This window comes from Dyadobacter pollutisoli (genome assembly GCF_026625565.1).
Taxonomy (GTDB): Bacteria; Bacteroidota; Bacteroidia; order Cytophagales; family Spirosomataceae; genus Dyadobacter; species Dyadobacter pollutisoli.
This window is the reverse complement of the sequence record NZ_CP112998.1, coordinates 741,988-762,749: the sequence shown is the minus strand read 5'-3', so window position 1 is coordinate 762,749 and position 20,762 is coordinate 741,988. Positions and strand designations below refer to the sequence as shown.

Sequence of the window (20,762 nt, the reverse complement as noted above, 5' to 3'; positions counted from 1 at the left end):
CTCTAATATTACGCCAAATCATAAAGTTGTCGTATTGTTTTGCTTAAAAGGAGACCTTGCTATCACAGCGGGAACGTAAAGCTGAAGGATTTCTATTTTTGGCTTGCCGGACAATCATTAGGCCAATACTTCTTGGTCCAAACGTTCCTATCCAGTCCGCATAAGCAGCTAGGAAGAACATAACAAATAATAGTGTTGTCAATTATCTCGGACCCTTGTAAAGCCGATTTGTTAGCACGCCTTGTTGACATTGCTAAATTTATTGTACGGATTATTTTTAAATTCGTTTAATGGAGAATCAAATCGAAATATATCAGAGCAGTGACGGGCATACCCAAATAGACGTTATGTTTGGAAAAGATACTGTTTGGCTTAGTCGTAATCAACTGGCTGACCTTTTTGGTCGTGACGTCAAGACGATCGGTAAGCATGTAAACAATGTATTTTTTGAGGGTGAATTAGAGAAGTCGGCAGTTGTCGCAAATATTGCGACAACTGCCGTGGATGGTAAAGTATATCAAGTGGACCATTATAACCTTGACGTAATAATCTCAGTTGGTTATCGGGTTAAATCACAGCAAGGAACCCAATTCCGGCAGTGGGCAACACAGCGCTTAAAAGATTATCTGATCCAGGGTTATGCAATTAATGAGAATCGGCTGAATCAAAAGCAACAAGAAACACAGACTTTGAAGGATGGAATCCGGATACTAAGCCGGGCAATTGAAACACAGAAGGGTGATGCAAATCTGACCTTGCTTGATCAATTCGCCAAAGGCCTGGAATTGCTCGACGACTACGATCATGAAAAATTGGATCCGAAGGGAATTACAACCCGTCAGGCGAAGTATCCGGATTTATCGGATTACCGAAATATCATTGAGAGTATGAGAAGAGATTTCGACTCAGACATTTTTGGAAAGGAAAAGGATGACAGCTTTCATGGCTCTGTGGCACAAATCAGTAAAGGGTTTGGAGATATTGACTTCTATCCTTCAATTGAAGAAAAGGCTGCCACACTACTCTATCTGATCATTAAGAATCATTCATTTGTTGACGGAAATAAGCGAATTGCTGCTGCTTGTTTCCTGTTGTTCTTAGAAAGTAATGATCTTTTAAAATCGGGTGGTGGAGTAGCGCTGATAAGTAATGAAGCGCTTGCAAGTCTGACACTTTTCGCTGCCGCCAGCAAGCCTGAGGAAATGGAAACGGTTAAAAAGTTGATTATTAGCGTACTTAACAGGAACCAGTGAGCCTTCCTTTATTTTCCTGGACATTTAAGACAACCAATAGGATCTGGCATCGGAATAGTTGTCAGGTCCTTATTCTTGCAGTTTTAATGATGATCGAATATATTAACTGAACTTATGTTGTCGGCTGCTTTGCCGCCGATTTATGGTTGGGGTTTAGATATTCATCATGATAAACTGCTTGCTTGGAATATGGTAATGTAATGCTCGCCGGGCTAAGTAGTTTTTACCAATATTGCCAGAATGGTATTTTCACGTAAAGACTTATATGATTTGGTGTGGTCAGATTCTTTGACCGCCCTGTCGAAAAAATATAATATCTCAGATAATAGTCTTCGAATGGCCTGCAAACGCATGGATATTCCCTTGCCGGACCAGGGGCACTGGAATAAGATAAAGGCGGGAAAGAAAACGCGGGTGAAGCCATTTTCCGCCACAAGTGACGGTGAGCAGCAGCTGAGCATTTCCCTAAGAGTAGAGGGCGCACATGCAATTGAGGATGGGCTATCTCCTCAGCTAGCCCTGCAAAGATCAATTGAGTGGGACTCGTCCATTGATCTTGTAGTGAAAGATTCTTTAATAAATCCGGATCCGCTGGTCGTCAAGGCCAGGCATGCCTTTACCTCGAAAAAAGAATTTTTTGACAAGGATGGCGTTCGCTCGATTTATTCCACGAATCTTCACATAAGTGTCTCGGAAGGCCTAATTGGCCGTTCCCTGCTTATTATGGATACTTTTATTAAAGCAATGCGAAAGAGAGGTCACGACTTTCTTCTCGAAAAAGGTAGCTATAAAGTTGTGATAGTTGGCGAGACGATAGACATGGCTTTAAAAGAGTCGCGCAATGCGGTGGCAGGTATTGAACCGTGGCAAACCAGAACCTTTAAGCCGAATGGCACCTTAGTCTTCGAGTTTGGACAGGGATATACCACGACCAGCTGTAAGGATGGAAAATTGCAAAAAGTCGAGCAGCAGCTATCAAAGCTTATTTCCAAACTGGAATTGATGGGTGAGCACCTTAAAAATGAAAAAGAGAAATGGCAGATATGGCGAGCCAAAATGGCTGAGGAGGAAAGAGTAAGAAAAGAACTGGAGGAAAGAAAAAAACTGGAGATAAAATCTTTCCGGCGGCTTGCTAAGGATGCCAGCCGTTGGAAAGAAAGTCAGATGATGCGCGAGTATATTGATCAGAGGGAGCATGACGCCCTGGCAGAGAATAACATGAGCGAAGAGATGATCGCCTGGCTCGATTGGGCCAGAAAGAAAGTGGACTGGTCTGATCCGACAGTTGGATCAGACGACAAGTGGCTTGATGGCATTGCGCCAGAAACAATCATGACTCAAAATGATTCCAGTCGAAATACGGATGTCTGGTCTAATCAACATAGCAGTTACGGACAAACAGAAAAGGGATGGCCGCTCAAACCCTGGTATGTGAAGTAATTCGTCTAATTATTATCAGAGCAGGTTAGTCCCGAGATGATAATCCAAATTGTGCCGCAAACATTCGGCAGAATTGGTCCATAATTGCCGAATGTTTGATTTGTAAGATTTGCAAAATGGACCTAAAATTTTAATTGTGCGGGTAAAATGCCCGTGCGAAATTTACCATTTTGCTTTGTCAGGTTTAACTGATCATCTGTTTGACCGATAACTTCGGAAAAGTGTCTTAAAGTCGGAATTGTCCCAACATATCCTCTATAAATTCTAGTAAAGTTTATCAAAAATGTTCAAAATTTCTTATTTTTACTAAGCAAAAGAGTCGCTTTCGCAGGTATAAAACAGGCATTTTTGAGACAAAAAATACACCCAGTTACATAAATAAACGAATATTAAATGTGATTTAAATAATAAATTCAGTCAAAATCTATCAAAGAAAATTTTGTAACAAATTGATAGTCTGAGTGATACATTTAAAAGTTCGGCGTCATTCGTGTAGTAGGTATAAATAGGAGGCAGCAAATAGCTCATAATGAGCGGGTTGAAATCAATGTTCGAAACCCGTCTCCATCCATGCATCATCATAGATAAAGCTAAATGTTTTGTTATTATGCCCAATCAGCCTGTCAGCCGCTTGTGCTTGAGGGATTAAATCCAATGCATGCCACTCAAACCAAGCGTGCAGGTAGACTGTACTGATGCCAAAAGGTAGCAATTGGTGTTCTCTAGCCTAGCAAAACCAGGTCATCGCTAGGCCGCTCCAATACTAGTAGCTATACCTAATCAGCCCGGGTGCCATCGCGCAGAGCAATGGATTATTCACTTTGGTTTCCTGGGTGGCCAGGCGCCCCTTCTCATCGTAGGTCTTTTCAATCATGGCCAGTAATTCTGTTGAATTGAGCAGATACTCGCCAATCTGCCGGCGGTTGCCGGAGAATTTGTGTTCAAAAATCCGGATCACGTTGTCCTTCTGATCATACCAGGTTTCACGATTCACCACATCGTTCTTATAACCGTACTGCACACGGCGGATAAATTCGTTGTGATCATCCGTCCATTTCTGACCGGTTTTCTTGCCGTTTTGATACTGATACTCGACCGCTCCCGTGAAGACTTTTTGTTCGGGCTGATGTTGATTGAAGTATGTCTTTTCACGAATCAGCAAGCCACCCTGATATTCAAATTCGGATTCATTGTAAGCCACCCAACCGGGCAAAAGTCCATGTTTGCTATATTGGACTTTACCTGTCATCAGGCCATTTGCATCAAAAATATAATCTGTATACGATTGCAGCTCCATCACTGCCGAAGTAGTTCTGGCAAAAATCTCAACTTTGCTTAGTTTGCCATCTGCCCCATAAGTGTAGCGTTCTTCGGAATTGGGGTTCTTGCATTTCGCATCGCCGCAAAAAGACTTTTTAAGCAATGGGGCTTCATCATTGTAAGCAACGTAATCTGGTTCGACACCAAAAACGGCAGGATCACTGGACTGGCAGGCCAGCCAAAACGGTGCAAGTAACAAGAGGCGTATTATTTTTTTCATAACGGCAAGATTTAGTTTTGAATAGGTGACACTTAAAAGCACCCAAGGGTTGGAAGTGTCTCATTTGATTATCAGCTGCCAATATGACCCGAAAATTTTCCGTGATACACCCGCCCACAGGAAATTTATTCCTGGATCTTGGCGCGACCATACAACCCTTTGGCATATTGCAGCCTCTTTGACTGGATACATCCGCAGCGGGTTACATGCATTGTTTTCTCAGTGGCTCACCGGCATCTACGAATCATATAACTAGTTCGCAACAGACGTCACCATATCGACGTAACCAAGAGATACAATTTCATATATGCAACCAACTGTTAACCTCACCTTATTCTTTTCCCTATTATTTTTTCATAGCTACGGCCAGTCGCCTCAGGTGACCGTGTCAGGCTATGTCCGCGAGCAGGGCAGCAAAGAATTATTGCCTGGTGTAAATGTATACCTACAAGGTAGCTCCATTTCAACGACCACCAATACGTATGGATTTTACTCTCTGACTTTCACCGCAAAAGACAGTGTTTTGCTCTCCTACTCATTTATAGGATACAGTAAAAAGGATGCAATGGTTACTGCCGCTTCGAACCAAAAAATTGATGTGGAGCTGGCTAGCAGTAATCTGCTGGATGAAGTTGTTATTTCCCAAACGCGGCAAAATGAAAAGGTAAGTGAGTCTGTCCAGATGAGCCAGATCGAGGTGCCCATTGCTCAGATCAAGCGAACCCCTGCATTCTTTGGTGAAAAAGACGCCATTCGTGTGCTTCAGTTGATGCCCGGGGTGCAGAAAGGCAGTGAAGGACAAACGGGTCTGTACGTCAGAGGAGGCGGTCCGGATCAAAACCTGATCATCCTCGATGATGCGGTCGTTTACAACGCGAGTCACCTTTTCGGATTTTTCTCGGTATTCAACAGCGATGCCTTAAAAAGCGTGTCCTTGATTTCCTGCCCGGTTTGGCGGGCGGCTTTCATCGGTTGTTGAAATGAACATGAAAGAAGGCAGCAAAGAAAAGCTGCATGGCGAGGGAGGTATTGGCCTTATTTCGTCCAGACTCACGCTGGAAGGTCCGCTGGCTGGTAAAAAAGCATCGTTTCTGATCTCTGCCAGACGTACCTACATCGATATCCTGGCCGCCCCCTTTCTGGCTTCCCTGCAAAAACAGGAAGGCTACGACGGCCGGCCCGGGTATTTCTTTTATGACCTGAATGCGAAGCTCAATTATGATTTCGGAGCGAAAAACAAGCTTTATGTCAGCGGCTACTTTGGACGTGACAAGTTCAAAGTGGAGGACAGAAGTGAAGTAAATGATAACCGCAACGGTCTGAATTGGGGCAATGCGACGGCAACCCTACGCTGGAACCATCTCATCAATCCGAAGCTGTTTGTGAATACTTCATTGATTTACAGTCGTTTCAATTTCAATATTTTCGCCAGTGAAAAAGACCTTAAAGAAGGAGAAGTCATCGACGAGTATAGCCTCAAATACAACAGTCTGATCAAGGACTTTACATTTAAAACCGATTTTGACTATTATCCAAACGCAAAGCATAGTGTCAGGTTTGGGTTACGGCTCACGGCACACCAATTTGTTCCTTCCGCGCTGGCCCTTGCCGGTGATTTTTCCCAGGATGAAATTTCTGGCCAGACCGAGCGGATCAACAGCGTCGAAGGCGGGATTTACGCCGAAGATACCTGGCAGCCATTTGCTGCATTGAAAGTGAATGTAGGATTCAGGTTAAGCACTTTTCAAACCCAGTCAAAAACTTATTTCAGACCCGAGCCGCGTATCGCCGCCGCTCTCAAACTGGCTCCTAACCTTTCCGCTAAGGCTTCATACGCGCGGATGAACCAATACGTGCATTTGCTGAGCAACACAGGCCTGGGACTGCCCACCGACCTGTGGGTGCCCACGACCGACCGTGTGGCCCCACAGCAGTCCACCCAGATAGCGGCCGGGCTGGCCAAAGACCTGCAAGAGCCTGGCCTGGCCATCACCCTGGAAGGTTACTACAAAAAGATGGACAACATCATCAGCTACAAAGAAGGCTCTTCCTTTATCGGTCTCGATGGTGAAAATGCCAACGAGCTCAACTGGGAAAGTAACATTACCTCCGGCAAAGGGTGGTCTTATGGCGCAGAGCTGCTGGTACAGAAAAAAACGGGCAGGCTGACGGGCTGGGTGGGCTACACGCTTTCCTGGACCAAATGGAAATTTCCGGAATTGAATTTTGGAAAGACCTTCTATCCCCGCTACGACCGTCGTCACGATATTTCAGTGGTCGGAATGTATGAGCTCAGCAAACGCATTACGCTTTCGGCCAGCTGGGTGTATGGCACCGGCAATGCGCTGACCATCCCGAACGCAAAGTTTGCCACTTTCCGAAATCCGTATTTGAATTTTTACAGCTATCACCAGTTCATGAACGACGATACGGATTACGGACAAAAGAACAGTTTTCGCGCCGAAGCCTATCACCGTCTGGATATTGCCGTCCAGTTTCACAAGAAGAAAAAAAGGTACGAAAGGACCTGGGAAGTGGGTCTGTACAATGCGTATAGTCGCAGGAACCCATTTTTTTACAACATGTATCGCATTGTCTCTGACGGCAGGCCCATCAATGTACTCAAACGCTATTCCCTTTTCCCGGTACTGCCTTCCGTTAGCTATAACTTTAAGTTTTGAGAAACCAAATTATGAAATCAACGACTAGTAGCACCATTCAGTTTTTGCTCAAACAAGCTCCAAATTATTTGTTAATGTTTGTGGTGCTTTTAACATCCTGTGATAGTTTGGTAGGTATTGTAGATCAAGACAAGCTTCCGGAAATACAGTCCAAGCTGGTCGTAGAAAGCTACATTTCACCGCAATCACCGACCATTGAAGTAAAAGTAACCGAGTCTCTGCCCTTATATGGTGAGGACAAAATTGATCCTGTTTATATTAAAAATGCAGTGGTTACCATTTCCGGTGAGGCTGGCAGGCTGACGATCCCATATAACGACTCGACATTAAGCTATCTGATCGACAGCAGCGCATTTGGGATCGAAAGCGGTAAAACATATGAATTAACCGTCAGCGACGAGCGAAGATCCGTCAAAGCCCGGACGCGGGTCCCCGACAAGATCGTCCTGCTCAAAAGCTACCGGATTGATACCGTGCCCGGCGAGTTCGATCCGCTGCTGGCAGCTCGGGTTCGGTTCTCATGGGATGACATCAAGGGAGAAACCAACTTTTACTCTATGCGGGGTTATGCTACCACTGAGGAAACTACCTTTATATACGATCCAGTGACGCTAAAATCCAGCCTGGGCAGGCAGCAACGACAGACGCCTTTCTACGACTATCTGAAAGAAATCGTCATTTTTAGCGACATTAACCAGGATGGCATCACCCTAACCTCCCCGGAAAGCACTTTCTCATTGCCTATGGACTACAAAGGGACATATATCGGTTCTGATGGAAAGGAATATCCGATCGATACCGATCCGAAGATCGCCGAAATACACGTGGAAATACTGCACCTGAACGAAAGCTACTACAAGTTTTACCAGACGCTCAGGGATAGCGACCACAAAAACAACCCATTCGCAGAACCCTTGCTGATCTATAACAACATTGAAGGCGGCCTGGGCTGCTTTGGCGCTTACACGGTTGGCATAAACAAGATCACTTTTTAGATTAAAACGAGCTGCTGACACTACTTCTTTTTCGTACCGTCAAGCCGATCAATAATGTTTTGCAGAAACGCCAAATTCTGATCCGCGGCGGGCCATCTCAGCCCAAATGGTCTCTTGCCATACCCTTTTTAGTTGGGATGAAAACATGAGCGCTTCCCCAAAGACCGACACGCTTGCTGTGCCATATCCAATACCTCGCCTTTAGGAAATCTTTTGATCGGCATATGCGCAGTGTCCTGGTCGAAGTTCCGGTACTTCCCAGTCGCATTTCCATGCAAACCTGTGCATCCGGCTTTTGGTTAAACTAAATTCTTTAGGCCCCTGTAGGTTACATATATAATAATTTAGTGTAAAATTTTAATTATTTCAATAATTCGTTAAATTCGACACAAGTCACCCCAACTTTCTGCGAATTTTATGAAACATGGTTTACTAATTGTCCCAGTGTTCTTGTTATGCGCCCATCTCTGTTTATCACAATCACGCACACAAGGAGAAATTGACGCGTTTGCAGCAAAAACCGGCGCACTACCCACGATTGATCCCGGGACCAACGCGCTAAGTTCCATCCGTTTTCCCGTCGGAAGAGCCTTTCAGGTCACTGGCGGTGACGTTCAGCAAAAGTCGATGGTATTTGTCAACCAAAATTCGAACCTGTTCGGTATCAGGCCCGATCAGGACGAGTACCGGCTCCGTGCTCTTAAAACGGACAATTACGGCCTGGAAAACGTTACGTTACAGCAAACGTATAAGGGCGTACCGGTGTTCGATGGGATGATGAAATTCCATTACAATAAAAACAAAGACCTGACAGCGTTGAATGGCAACTACATTTCCGACATCAAAGTGAATGTAGTTCCTACGCTGGCCCAACACGAGGCCGACGCACTCGCCCTACAATATGTACAAGGCAGTAAAATGGGGAGTTATTCGGCTCCGCTACAAGTCACCAAGAGTACCATCTACATTTTCCAGAAGGGATTAGCCCAAGGTGTAAATGGCACCAAACTACTGGTATACGAAGTAGAAGTAGGCAATAATGCAGATGTCAGAGAGTTCCTATATATCGATGCGCACAATGGATCGCTGGTTGATCAGTTCACCGGCACACACCAGGCGATTCACCGAACACTCTACGAGACCTCACAAACGCTGGCGAACCGGATTTGGGATGAAGGAGATCCACTTCCCGGAACTTTGGATGTTTGGCAGCATTCGGAAGTCGTCACGTCAGGGTTTATCTACAATATGATGAAGAATGCGTTCGGCTTCAATTCTTATAATGATGCGGATGCTACGATGATCACCATTAACAACAATCCTGCGGTCAATTGCCCGAACGCCACCTGGAATGGTGTCTCGGCCAATTATTGTACAGGAATGGCGACCGACGACGTAGTAGCGCACGAATGGGCACACGCCTATACCCAATACACCAGCGGGCTCATTTATCAGTGGCAGTCCGGCGCGCTCAATGAAGCGTATTCTGATATCTGGGGCGAAACCGTCGATCAGCTTGACGGCTATATGGACGAGGGTGAGACCGATGCGCCTCGTACAGGGTGCGGCGATTCTAATAACCGCTGGCAAATGGGCGAAAAGCTTACGGCTTTCCCCGGAGCAAACCGCGATATGTGGAACCCTACCTGTTTTGGCGATCCCGGTAAAGTTACAGATCCCCAATTCCGGTGTTCCACATCAGATAACGGGGGGGTCCATCACAATAGCGGTGTGATCAACCACGCTTATGCTTTGCTGGTGGACGGCGGCAGCTACAACGGCCAAAACATTACTGGTCTGGGCCTGACCAAAGCGGCTCATATCTTCTGGTTGGCCCAATCGCAATATATGGTAGCCACCACAGATTTCGCCGCTCAGGCCGACATTCTTGAAGCCGCTGCTACCTCGCTGATCGGGATCGATCTGGCCGCGCTTTCCACTGCCGATGGCGGCCCGACCAGCTCCGGCCAGACAATTTCCGCCGCCGATGTGATTGAATTGGGTAAAGTCATTGACGCCGTCGAGCTGCGCGCTGAGAATAATTGCGCGTTTACCAGTATCCTGGGCCCCGCGCCAGCATTATGCGAAGGAGCGAATGCAGGACTTGCATTGTTTTATGAAGACTTCGAAGGCGGCCTTGGCGCGTTTACTACCTCATTCGAGACTAGCTCGGGAAGCTGGGTCGCCCGTTCATGGGTATCGGCCCCCGCTCCTGCCAGTCATGGTGGTAATGTGGCATTCGGGGTTAATTATCAGGGCGGTGATTGCGGAGCTTCCAACCAGACGGGCATCATCAGGATTGAAAGCCCGGTGATTGACATTCCTGCTGGTACGGCTGGTAACCTGAACATGGCCTTCGACCATTTCATAGCGATCGAGGATACGTGGGACGGCGGAAATATCAAATACTCCATCGACGGTGGAGCCTGGACGTTGCTGCCGGCTGATGCCTTTACCGTTAACAGCTATAATAACGTCCTCAATGCGTCTGGTGCAGGTAGCAGTAACCCCATGCAGTCTCAGCAGGCATTCACCGGTACCAACAATGGGTCGCTATCGGGTTCGTGGGGACAAAGTCAGGTAGACCTTACTTCAATCGGCCTGAGTGCGGGGCACACTATTCAGCTCCGTTTTGAGCTCGGTACCGATTGCCGCGGTGGCCTGGACGGCTGGTATGTCGATAACGTCCGCGTTTATACCTGCGCCGTCACACCCGCAGTACACTTTGCAATGGAGAATTCAGTCCTTAACGAAGGGGAAGGAACCACACCGGCAGGCTGCCTAGACTACGTCGATAAAATCGTGACCATTCAGATAGATAAAGCTCCCTCCCAGCCCGTAACGGTGACATTTAACGAACCAGGCGGCACAGCCAAGAACGGTGCTACGGGAGACTATACGATCTTCCCGACTTTTGTGAACCTGTCATCCGGCTCATTGACCCAAGATGTCACATTGCGGATTTACAATGATGCTTATGTCGAAGGCCCGGAAACCATTGATCTTTCCTATAACATCAACGCGAACGGCGGGAATGGATATGCGGCTTCCAGTTTCCAGAATTATCAACTGACCATTATCGACGACGATCTGACGCCCGGCAATTATACCGAAGAATTGTTGAGCTCGACATTCAGTAACGGCCAGGAAGGCTGGAAAGTGATCAATGGCGGTAACAGCTTCCACGGCTGGGCTGTTTCGCAGTTCAGCAATGCTGGACTAGACGCATCGAAATCACCTTTCTTTTTTGTTCAGAGCAATATCACCAATGGTAATTTCTATTTCTTCGATGACATCGTTGAGTCGCCTCCGATCAATACGGAAGGGAAAAAGAATTTAAAGTTAATCTTCTCCCAGGCGTGGTGGCCGCAAATTGGTAGCAACCCCGAGGTAGGATATGTCGATGTATGGACCGGCACTTCATGGCAAAACCTGCTGACACAAAACGAAGCGACCGGAAAGCTCGGAGACCTGCTTACATTTACTCCCGACATCCAGGAATTGACTATCCCTGACGCATACGCAAATGTCAATATGAAAGTGCGCTTCCGTTATGTGGCCAATTCGGAGATCTGGTGGGGGATAGATGCCATCAAAGTGACTGCGACCAACTCTACTCAAATCGAGAGCGTGGTCAACACGGGGAATGCTGCCCAGGAATATCTCGGCCCCAATGAAACCGCCGTATTCTATGACCCGGCCAGCGGAAACCTGATGGCCAAAATCAAGAACTTGACACCGCACGATTACGGATGCACTACTGTGGAAGTAGACCGGGCCGGTACCAATGGGACGCCATGGATGGGTGGTTATCAAATAACCAACAAAACCTTCAAGGTAACCCCAACAAACAATAATCCAACTGGTCAGTTCGAGATTACAATTTATTATAAAGCCACAGAGCTCAATACTTTCACGCCAGAGATCATCAATTCGATGGGTAAAAGCCTTGGAAGCATCCCTACCGGTAACGCGGCTACTACTTCCCTGGTGACTGTCGACGTGAGCCCCGCATTCAATGGGGACTACGCGTTTACGTCAACATTCAGCACAGGTTTTTCTGGATTCGGGTTATCCGATGCCCCCGCAGGAAGCGCTTTGCCTGTGACGCTGGTGAAATTTGACGGAAAACATACTGCCGAAGGTAATCAGTTGACATGGACGACGACCACTGAGGACAATAATGCTTACTACGCCGTGGAGGAAAGTCTAAATGGCAGGAATTTTACAGAAACCGGGCGCGTACAGGGAATGGGCACCTCATCTGTCACCAACGAGTACAGCTTTACAGATAGTGATTTCAACAAAGGCATCACTTATTATCGCCTCAAACAAGTTGATACCGATGGCAAGTTTGCTTATAGCCGGATCGTCTCGATTGACGCAGTGCCAGCCGGCAGTGCCAAATTCTACCCCAATCCTACCCAGTCTACCCTCAACATAGAGCTGCCCGAGGTGGCAGCCCCTTGGGTCAGTGCCAGGATTATCAATGTAACGGGACAGGAAGTGATGAGCAGGGAAAAGCTTTCTATTCGCAACGGCAAACTGAATATGTCCATTGGAAAGCTGCCATCCGGGGTGTACCAGGTACTCATATCGGACGACAAAACCACCTACCGTCTCTCTGTGGTAAAATTATAGATTACTAAACAAAGAGCAAGCGGCCGCACCCAACGAGCGCACAACAACACCTATAACTACCTAATAATTAAGTAAGTTACATTCGAAAATTTTCACAACTCTCGATTTACTCACCTGGAAATTTTAGAACTGCAAATCCTTACACAAAAATAGCTTTAGGGACGCATTTCCGCAAGTTGACAACTAAAAACTTTATGTTATTGAAGCATCACTCTACACCCCATGGGTGGAAACCCTTGGGTATCCGAATATCATTTCATCATCTCAAAAATTCAATTCAATATAAGTTGAGACATTGATTTTTGAGACAACATTTTAAGACTGATGTACATAAAAGTTCATGCATTGGCATTGATCTCATTATGTCTCGCTGAAATCCGACGTTATGTGAGATGGAAAATTGATGATATCGTTAGAAGTACATCATTATCCTTTATTTATCTTTCTCACACGCGCCCACAGTGAAGATATTGATACCGTATGCGCGCGCTTCGCAGTCGTTACTATATGTTTTCCCATTACACCCACAAACGGGGTCATAGTTCGTATAGCAGCCAGAAGTATCTCTGGCACCCTCAATGCATTGCAAATCGGGGGTCTTTTCACGACATCCAAGCATGAATAAGAGTGGAAAAAATCGTGATATAAGTCTCATAAGTTGACAGGCATTTTAGTTTATGACACTAAAAATAAGGTTTTGGTTGTCTCACAAAATCCTCAAACGTGAGACGGCCTACTCCACGTCATAGGAGACGCCTCAAGGTAAAGAAAATGGACGTTTTGTGTGACTTGTTTGCCAACTTCTTCTCGCTGCTTAAATGTAGCTACCACGTGTCATTCTTTAAAGATTATATAAGTTACACCCACATAAAGGGTTATTATAATATTAGGATTGCAAAGCTGGATGAAAGCGCTACCTTTGCGCCCCGCTTCCAAAAGACATCCGCCATGACCGCCACGAATCAGTTAGGAGAAGCTCCTATTAGGACGCTGTTTTTTCAAAATTACGGCCCTGCTATAATAAGTCTGCTGTCTTCTATCGTTCACCAGGTTATTAATGGAATTATACTCGGACAACAAATTGGCAGGGACGGCCTGGCTGCGGTGGGACTATATGGTCCTGTCGTAATTATCCTGGTAGCATTGAGCTTACCTGTTATGATAGGTGGCGGAGTGCTGATCGGCAAGAGTATTGGAGCCGGAGACTTTAAGCAGGTTCAACAGGTCTTTCAATTTGCTACCACCCTTGTTATGGTGTTTGGAAGTTGCATAGCAATTACTGCACCCTTTTCAGCAGTCCCTCTTGCCCGAGTCCTGGCGGGGGCAGCCAATGTTACACTGGTGCACAATACGGCAGACTATGCATTTTGGCAGTTGTTAAGTCTGCCCTTTTTCTTCCTTGGAATGATCTGGGGAAACTTTGTCCGTGCTAACAACGCGCCAACGGTGTCGCGAAATGCTTCGATTTTGGCTGCAGGCGTCAATATCATTTTAGATCTAATACTGATTGTGGGTTTTGGTCTAGGGGTAAAAGGTGCATCGATTGCCACATCAGTGGCATTAGCTACTGGTGCAACCTACCTTTTCGTATTCATATTAAAGGGTAATACACACCTTAGTTTTTCTTCATTTCGCTTTACATTGAAACTTCCACAGTGGAAGCAGTTTATTAAAATTGGACTTCCCTCGTTTGCATCCGAAATCGCATTTTCGTGTGGTTTGCTATTGATTAACCAGTCGTTGATCCATTTCGGAGCCACAGCAGTGGCCGCGTTTGGTTTGGTCAACTACCTTAGTTTTCTGCTCATCCGACCTTTTACAGCTGCTATGATCGCCGCACTCCCAATTATTTCATTCAACATAGGGGCAAAGCAACCCCAGCGTGTTTTAGAGACTTTACGTTTCTCGCTTGGCTTTACACTGTTGTTGGGGATTGTGGTGACCGCAATCGGATTGCTTTTATCCGACCAGCTGATTGTGTTGTTTTCCGGAGACAAAAACATGGCTTATCGGAAAATTGCAAACCAGGCAATGGGCTTATACTTTTTACTTTTTATTGCGGCCGGGCCAAACTATTTGCTCGCAGCCTTTTTTCAGAGTACGGGCAAGACAATCATAGCACTATTTATCAACTTGCTAAAAGGATTTTTGCTGGTTGCACCGGCCCTTTTGATTCTTCCAGAACATCTTGGTCTGCCAGGAATTTGGCTATCTCGATCTTTGGCCGAAATACTGACGTTGATCATCGTCGCAGCATATACGATGTACCACAAAGATAGATACTACGCGGCTAGTGCAATCGTACCAAATACTTAACCGGTTATTAAAAACTCGTTGCAGCTGCCTATTATTCTCACAAAACGCTCCAATGTGAGACGGTAACCACTGGCCTGCCTGTCAAAAATCTAACTGCAAACTTCGGAGGTTTTTTGCGACCAATCGTTGCTGTTCAGCTAGATGCTTATTTAAATGCTTTCAATGAGTATAATCTAAGTACTTGTACTTTTATATAAAGTATAATTATATATATCTATTTTGTTATGCTTTTAATTCGATTTTCCGTCACTCTCTTAGTCATAATTCTCTTAGCTGATCGTGAAGTATGCGGCCAAAATAATCGCTTTTCAGAGCACATCAAGAATGCGCCCATCATTCTTGACCCATCAGCTTTATCAAATGATTCGCTCTTCAACCTGGAAGGTGAAATGAATTCAAATTTCAAAGTGCTAGGGATTGGGGAACAGTCTCACGGCACTTCCGAGTTTTTCAAGGCAAGAATGTCTTTGATTAAGTCACTTGTCAAATCCACTGGATTGACTAAAATAGGACTCGAGGCCCCGTTTGCAGAAGTCGAAAATCTAAATACGTATATTTCAGAAGGGAAAGGGGACCTTCGACAGATATTAAAATCATTCAGATTGTTCAACTATGAATGTAAGGAGTTTGTGGACTTGGTAGAAAACGTAAAGCTCTTAAATGGATCGGCGAAAAGCCCGCTAACCTTCTTTGGCATTGATATGCAGACCCCGTTTCAAGCATTGCAAAACTTATCAGAATCTTGTAGTGCAAATGACCGTGCCACGGCCGATTCAATCAAGAAGCTGACTGAATATTATCGGCTCTTGGATAATGAGATGTACAACCACTCATTCAACAAGGGAGATTTTGCAGATCTCTTAGAACTAAGCGATCAAATATTTAACAAGTTGTCAAGGGACAGAGCGGCCTGCTTGAAAAAGAGTCTTGTTCGCAAAAGCAGAGACAATTACAAGCAATTCCTGTTGCTGAACAATCCAATAAACTCCTCAGAAGCACAAGCAACTCTGAGGGATTCGCTAATGGCGGAAAACATCATAAATGAATTAAAACCCGGCGATAAGATTGTTATTCTAGCTCATAACGGTCATGTACAAAGAACCCCAAATGCATATTCAAAAAGTATGGGATTCTTCTTGTCCCAGAGATTGGGGGCTCAATACCAGTGCATAGCACTTACTACGTCCACTGGATTTTACACAGCTTTTACGCCCGCAGCAGGTAAAATTACTGACAAAAATCCGATACCTGTCGGGAGCGCTGGAACTTTCGAATATGAATTTTCTAAAATCCAAAAACCAATGTTTTTCTTCAAAACATCGACTGTCAAAAAACAGAATGGTGATGGGGCTCTGCCAAATAAATACAAATTGCTTCCATTTGGTTTAACAGACAAACCCTTTGTAAGTGGAAACCTGCTGGACGACTTCAATTATATTCTTCACATTGAGGAAACTTTTGGAAACCAAAGCTTCTATCTTAAGTAAAACTTCTGAAATTGTCGTTAAGTCATGTCATTGCCTAGCACAAATTTATTTGTACAAAGCTAAATAAGTGCGACCTGTATGATTGGAAAATTTAAACTATTGCCTTTCTTGCTGAGATTCACAATTTTATCAGTCTCATAAAACCCTCGTGGCCGTTGCACAACTCATGCTTGCGTCATGTCGGAACAGTAATGTCGAAATTTTTACAGTACCAGCATAGCTAAGGCCATCAATGTTATTTTGTTGGGTCTCGTTCGTTTGTTAACTCTGCTAACATCATTATAATCTCATTTCTTGAATACCTGACCTTGTTTACGTAATCCAGGTAATCAATGATTTCTTCAATTGTCGCATCCTTTCGAGTTTCAAGCAATTTTTGTAATGCTTGTTGTACGGTCAATGAATTCATAGTTAGAAAGGCACTTTTTAGATCATTTACAGACTCATCTGCTTCCAAATTGCTATAATTTTTTGTAACTTCAGGAATGCAAGGAAAGAAAAATTACTCGGAAAAGCTCTTCGTCAGCTTCCAACTTTCAGACCGCGTTCCTAAGGAAAATTTCTATCGCAGACTTAGCGAAACGCTCGATTTACAGTTTCTATACAATGAAACTCGCGGGCTGTATGGTAAAACAGGCAACCCATCAATCGATCCCGTCGTGTTCTTTAAGCTGATGCTGACCGGCTACTTAGAAAACATCACATCCGACCGCAGGCTGATTGATCATTGCGCCATGCGAATGGATATACTATTCTTTATCGGCTATGATATTGACGAATCGCTACCCTGGCACTCTACGGTTAGCAGGACCAGACAATTATATCCGGCTGCACTCTTCGAAGCTCTATTCAACAAAGTATTTTCAATGTGTGTGGACAAAGGAATGGTTGCAGGTCACACGCAGGCCATAGATTCCGCACCCGTTAAAGCAAACGCTTCGATGGAAAGTCTCGAATTGAAAGTACCAGCAAATTCAATTAGAGCACACCTTGCACTAGTTGTAGAAGGTGACCCTAATGTAAAAAGTGGTCAATCGTCGGCTACCCCAGCTATCACTGCTGAACCTTATCAGCTCAGACAACTGAAAAGGTATCAGGACAAATTAAAAGATAAAAGAAGCTTCGGGATCGCCTCTAACCACGAGAAAGCTGAGTTGTTAAGTAATAAAACCCATTACAGTCCGCATGATCCGGATGCGCGTATTTCCATTAAGCCAGGGAAGTTAAGGAAACTAAACTACCATTGCAGTATGGCAGTGGACACAGCCGAAGGTGTTATAAGTCATATACAGGCTAGTTATGCGGACAAACGTGATAGCCAATGCCTACCAGGAGTGGTAAGTGCTTTGCAGGATAGGTTTACTGAAAATGAGCTGAAGGTAACCGACATAGTCGCTGATGCAGGTTATTCCAACGGTTACAATTATCATTTCCTTGAACAGCGCGACCTGATAGGCTGGATACCCGTTTTCGGCATGTATAAACCGGAGATAGCTGGTTTTAACTATGATAGGAAAGCGGACTCCTTTACTTGTTCAGCAGGAAAGCTGCTTCCTGTTAGGGCGACCGAATACAATTCTGAAGGCAAGCGACTGAAAGCATATTGGGCTTCACGAAAAGACTGTAAGCCGTGTCCTCTAAAATCTACTTGCTGTCCAAATACTGGTTCGAGAAGGATTGTCAGGACAGCATATGACAACGAGTATCATAGGGCATACAACCGACAGCATTCGTATACCGGCAAGCGGATGAAAAAATTACGACAGGGGACGGTCGAGCCAGTGTTTGGAAGTCTGACACAATATTACGGACTCAGTAAGATAGCAGTCCTCGGAATAGATGGTGCCCATAAGAACATGGTCATGGCTGCGATCGCATTCAACATTAGAAAGTACATGAAGTTCTCCATTACTAAAACAGCCCAAAAGACGCTTCAAAGAGCTAGGATCGGCTTCTCAGGCGCAATATGTGGTGATGCAAGAGTCGCTATTCCGAATTTTTAAAAAGGACCTGATTATCACTTTAAAAAATTAAAGCTTCCGGTATCAATCAGTTGTGCAACGGCCACCCTCGAACGTGAGACATCGGATCTCCCGATCGCCATGGTTTAAATCAGTCCACCGTTCGGACATTATTCATACATTGAGGAGCTGAAATGATATGCTTCAAGGATTTACAGGAAGCACCCCTTGTCCACCAAGTGCCCATTCCGCTAGATGGTCAACTGAAATTTCCTTAGTTTTCAATTTTCCAAAAATATACCTTAGCAACAAAAAGGGGTTGAAGCCCTCTCCACCAAAGTTGATTAAGTCTCTGCACAATGAATGTTCGGTAAGACGGTGAACGATTGGACTTAAGTAGTGCCCCATGCATACCAATTCTCACCGATTTTGACCCAGCGCATAATATCTCCACAATCGTTGCTGGCGGGCTGAGTTCCTGTTACTGAATATGCTATTCCACTACAATTATCGATGAATCCGCCAATCGTAAAAGATATTGTGCCATCTGATAGTGTTGTTAAACTGATGAAATTAAGCTGAATTAAAGCAGATTTGACTGAATCGTAGTGGGCTTTATCAATCTTATCACGTCGAAGGATATCAGCCAAAAAATATCTCTTATTTGGACCAGAAGATTTAGCGACAACGGAGCTGTCCTCCGCCACCGCCGTTCCGTTGAGTGTACTCCAATAACTTAAACCGTCATTCAGTTTAGGGATACTTACAAATCCTTGATGAGCATTTTTATCCGGTACCACTTAATACTTATGGCATAGCCTTGCTAATGCAAGCTTCGCCGCAATTTCATAAGAGGAATAAATTGAGAAGGTAAGTGCCGGTTGAGCAAATGATCAATGCGCTCACTTAATGCAGTTGTAGAATTCGGAAACAAAGAGGAAGTGAAAGCTCTCCTCATACAAACCAGGTAGCTACATTGAAAAAACAATGTTCTCGGAGAGTAACACAGAATTGGTTATCCGAACAAAATTTGTCAATCTCACAAAACGCTCTTTTCCCAATACTAAAGAGTGTGTCCCTGTTGTGCAACAGACTCACTCCATTCTTGAGACTACGGCGTATAAACCTGCGTTATCCAAGATTTGCATCAGGAATCAGGGTTGCGTGAGAAAACAGTTGATCAAATTTATACTTGCAGTTAGACCGTTATTTATTGCGAGCTTAACTCTCTCAGATACGTAGCACATGGTATTGCATACTTTTTTGATTTGCAGTGATCTCTGTGGACATTGGGATCGTGTAGGCAGGCGAGTTCAGCGGGGTAATATTTGAAGAATTGCAAAAAAATAAATAGACAAACTTGTCTATTTGAAAACAACCGTTTATATTTGGGGCATGATCAGTAAAACAGGACCCAGAGAGCGGATTTTGGAAACAGCTTCCAGATTGTTTTATAGCCAGGGCTATAACAATACGGGGATCAATCAGATCCTGGCCGAAGCAAATGTGGCGAAGGCCAGTTTGTACCAGCATTTTGGTTCCAAAGACGAACTGGGTGTTTTTTACCTGAAAACGGGCAGGCAGGAGTGGTTTTCGGGCATGGATCAGTGGACTAATGCAAAGAAAACTCCTGTACAAAAGCTCCTGGCATGTTTCGACTTTTTGGAATATGCCTTGCAAAAGGACGATTATTTAGGTTGTAAGTTCATAAATATGCTTTCCGAGATTGGGAGCACAAGTCCGCTGATGCTGCGGGAAATCGTGGAGCATAAGGGTAAGTTAAGGCAGTACATGAAGAATTTTGTTGAAAAAGCATTGGACGGTACGCCAGAGGAGGAAACCGAAATGATGGGCGATGCCATATACCTGATGTTTGAAGGAGCGATTGTAGAATCGAAAATTTACAGAAATACCTGGCCGGTGAAAAAGGCGAGGAGGATGACCGAGATCTTAGTAAAAGGTAACGAATAATTTTTTTGCAACAATATAGACAGACTGTTCTGTATATAAATTTAAATTTCAGACCAAAAGATGGAAAAGAGACCACCATTGCCACCATTCACGAAAGAAAGCGCCCGTGTGAAAGTACAGGCCGCGGAAAATGCATGGAATACCAGGGACCCGTTCACGGTCAGCCTGGCCTACACCGTCGATACGGAGTGGCGAAACCGTTCGGAATTTGTCAACGGCCGCGAACAGGTTGTGGAACTACTGACGCGCAAGTGGGAAAAGGAACTTGACTACAAGCTGAAAAAGGAGCTCTGGGCATTTACCGACAACAGAATTTCCGTGCGCTTTGAATATGAATGGCACGATCATTCGGGACAATGGCACCGGTCGTATGGTAACGAAATGTGGGAGTTTGATGAAAACGGCCTCATGCAAAGGAGGTTTGCCAGCATCAACGATACTGACATTAAGGAGGAAGAAAGAAGAATCAAATAAGTA

General features: G+C 44.8%; 15 protein-coding genes. 11 read left to right on the top strand and 4 right to left on the bottom strand.

Going from position 1 to position 20,762, the window contains the following annotated elements:
* Positions 1 to 290: 290 nt before the first annotated feature.
* Together ON006_RS03330 and ON006_RS03325 are read left to right on the top strand one after the other, a co-directional pair.
* Positions 291 to 1,253: a virulence RhuM family protein/type II toxin-antitoxin system death-on-curing family toxin gene (locus tag ON006_RS03330; RefSeq protein WP_244823889.1), complete on the top strand. Its 963-nt coding sequence runs from the start codon at positions 291 to 293 to the stop codon at positions 1,251 to 1,253.
* A gap of 240 nt (positions 1,254 to 1,493) precedes the next feature.
* Complete coding sequence (locus tag ON006_RS03325; protein ID WP_244823888.1) at positions 1,494 to 2,693, top strand: hypothetical protein; 1,200 nt, start codon at positions 1,494 to 1,496, stop codon at positions 2,691 to 2,693.
* A 763-nt stretch (positions 2,694 to 3,456) separates the two neighbouring features.
* Here ON006_RS03325 and ON006_RS03320 read toward each other — a convergent pair.
* Entirely contained in the window at positions 3,457 to 4,233 is a 777-nt protein-coding gene (locus ON006_RS03320) for a hypothetical protein (protein WP_244823887.1), read from the bottom strand.
* A gap of 307 nt (positions 4,234 to 4,540) precedes the next feature.
* Here ON006_RS03320 and ON006_RS32115 point away from each other — a divergent pair, with 307 nt between their 5' ends.
* The 4 genes from ON006_RS32115 to ON006_RS03305 all read left to right on the top strand — a co-directional run bounded on the left by ON006_RS32115 (position 4,541) and on the right by ON006_RS03305 (position 12,550).
* A complete protein-coding gene (locus ON006_RS32115; RefSeq protein WP_310590221.1) occupies positions 4,541 to 5,212 on the top strand; it encodes a carboxypeptidase-like regulatory domain-containing protein in 672 nt (223 codons plus the stop codon).
* A gap of 1 nt (position 5,213) precedes the next feature.
* On the top strand, positions 5,214 to 6,914 hold the full coding sequence (locus ON006_RS03315) for a TonB-dependent receptor plug domain-containing protein (protein ID WP_310590220.1): 1,701 nt from the start codon (positions 5,214 to 5,216) through the stop codon (positions 6,912 to 6,914).
* 11 nt (positions 6,915 to 6,925) lie between these two features.
* Complete coding sequence (locus ON006_RS03310; protein WP_244823886.1) at positions 6,926 to 7,909, top strand: DUF4249 domain-containing protein; 984 nt, start codon at positions 6,926 to 6,928, stop codon at positions 7,907 to 7,909.
* A gap of 417 nt (positions 7,910 to 8,326) precedes the next feature.
* A complete protein-coding gene (locus ON006_RS03305; RefSeq protein WP_244823885.1) occupies positions 8,327 to 12,550 on the top strand; it encodes a M4 family metallopeptidase in 4,224 nt (1,407 codons plus the stop codon).
* Between the two features lie 433 nt (positions 12,551 to 12,983).
* Here the strand turns inward: ON006_RS03305 and ON006_RS03300 are convergent, their stop codons facing one another.
* Complete coding sequence (locus ON006_RS03300) at positions 12,984 to 13,169, bottom strand: Kazal-type serine protease inhibitor domain-containing protein (protein WP_244824037.1); 186 nt, start codon at positions 13,167 to 13,169, stop codon at positions 12,984 to 12,986.
* 329 nt (positions 13,170 to 13,498) lie between these two features.
* On the opposite strand from ON006_RS03300, the gene ON006_RS03295 reads away from it, so the two are divergent.
* Together ON006_RS03295 and ON006_RS03290 are read left to right on the top strand one after the other, a co-directional pair.
* Positions 13,499 to 14,866 carry an MATE family efflux transporter gene (locus tag ON006_RS03295; RefSeq protein WP_244823884.1) on the top strand — a complete coding sequence of 456 codons (1,368 nt, stop codon included), beginning with the start codon at positions 13,499 to 13,501 and terminating at the stop codon, positions 14,864 to 14,866.
* A 224-nt stretch (positions 14,867 to 15,090) separates the two neighbouring features.
* Complete coding sequence (locus tag ON006_RS03290) at positions 15,091 to 16,353, top strand: erythromycin esterase family protein (protein ID WP_244823883.1); 1,263 nt, start codon at positions 15,091 to 15,093, stop codon at positions 16,351 to 16,353.
* Between the two features lie 235 nt (positions 16,354 to 16,588).
* On the opposite strand, the gene ON006_RS03285 is transcribed toward ON006_RS03290, so the two are convergent.
* The gene (locus tag ON006_RS03285) at positions 16,589 to 16,810 is read right to left on the bottom strand and encodes a hypothetical protein (RefSeq protein WP_244825187.1); all 222 of its coding nucleotides are present in this window, start codon (positions 16,808 to 16,810) and stop codon (positions 16,589 to 16,591) included.
* A gap of 28 nt (positions 16,811 to 16,838) precedes the next feature.
* Between ON006_RS03285 and ON006_RS03280 the strand changes: the two genes are divergently transcribed.
* Entirely contained in the window at positions 16,839 to 18,356 is a 1,518-nt protein-coding gene (locus ON006_RS03280; protein ID WP_244825186.1) for an IS1182 family transposase, read from the top strand.
* Between the two features lie 350 nt (positions 18,357 to 18,706).
* Here ON006_RS03280 and ON006_RS03275 read toward each other — a convergent pair whose 3' ends face one another.
* Positions 18,707 to 19,114 carry a hypothetical protein gene (locus ON006_RS03275; RefSeq protein ID WP_244825050.1) on the bottom strand — a complete coding sequence of 136 codons (408 nt, stop codon included), beginning with the start codon at positions 19,112 to 19,114 and terminating at the stop codon, positions 18,707 to 18,709.
* A gap of 595 nt (positions 19,115 to 19,709) precedes the next feature.
* Here ON006_RS03275 and ON006_RS03270 point away from each other — a divergent pair.
* Positions 19,710 to 20,285 (top strand): TetR/AcrR family transcriptional regulator, encoded by a 576-nt coding sequence (locus ON006_RS03270; RefSeq protein ID WP_244825052.1) that lies wholly within the window; start codon positions 19,710 to 19,712, stop codon positions 20,283 to 20,285.
* Between the two features lie 60 nt (positions 20,286 to 20,345).
* Positions 20,346 to 20,759, top strand: a complete 414-nt coding sequence (locus tag ON006_RS03265; protein WP_244825054.1) for a nuclear transport factor 2 family protein — start codon at positions 20,346 to 20,348, stop codon at positions 20,757 to 20,759.
* The last annotated feature ends 3 nt before the right edge of the window (positions 20,760 to 20,762 follow it).